The following is a 506-nucleotide window of genomic DNA, read 5'->3' as shown; positions in this document are numbered from 1 at the left end:
ACCAACAAAGTCCAATCATTAGGCATTATGGTGAACTACCTATCACATCTATCATTAAATAACATATCCTTACTTAATGGAATTGTAAATAATGCATTTCCATCCAGACAAAGCACTCTCAACTATCTTAATAAATTTTACAGTAATTTAAAACGTGAAAACAGTCGGAAAATAGTTTATTCTGGAAACTATGGGTATGACGAGCAATATATTAAAATTAATGGAGAAAAATTCTATATTCTAGCTCTCTTCGACATAAAACTTAATATACTAATCAGTTACAAAATCGTGGGTAACATGAAGAAAAATACTTTGATAAATTTCATCACCACAAGAACAGAAAAACAAGCAAGAATATCATTAACCACTGATGGAAAACGAATGTACAAAGATATTGCTAAAAAACTAGGATTTATCCATAATCTGTGCTTATTTCACCTTATTAAAGACATTAAAGACATAGTATACAAACAAATGAAAAATAAAAGACAAAATCAGAATATTAA

Annotated in this window: 1 pseudogene; it reads left to right on the top strand. The window is 28.1% G+C overall.

The annotated features are described in order from the left end of the window. Positions 1-27: 27 nt before the first annotated feature. A pseudogene (locus tag MBFIL_RS05535) lies at positions 28-506 on the top strand (DDE-type integrase/transposase/recombinase); the annotation flags it as partial.

This window comes from Methanobrevibacter filiformis, assembly GCF_001639265.1.
Lineage (GTDB): Archaea > Methanobacteriota > Methanobacteria > Methanobacteriales > Methanobacteriaceae > Methanacia > Methanacia filiformis.
Note: the sequence above shows the minus strand (reverse complement) of the source record. Positions and strands in the feature narration are given on the sequence as shown.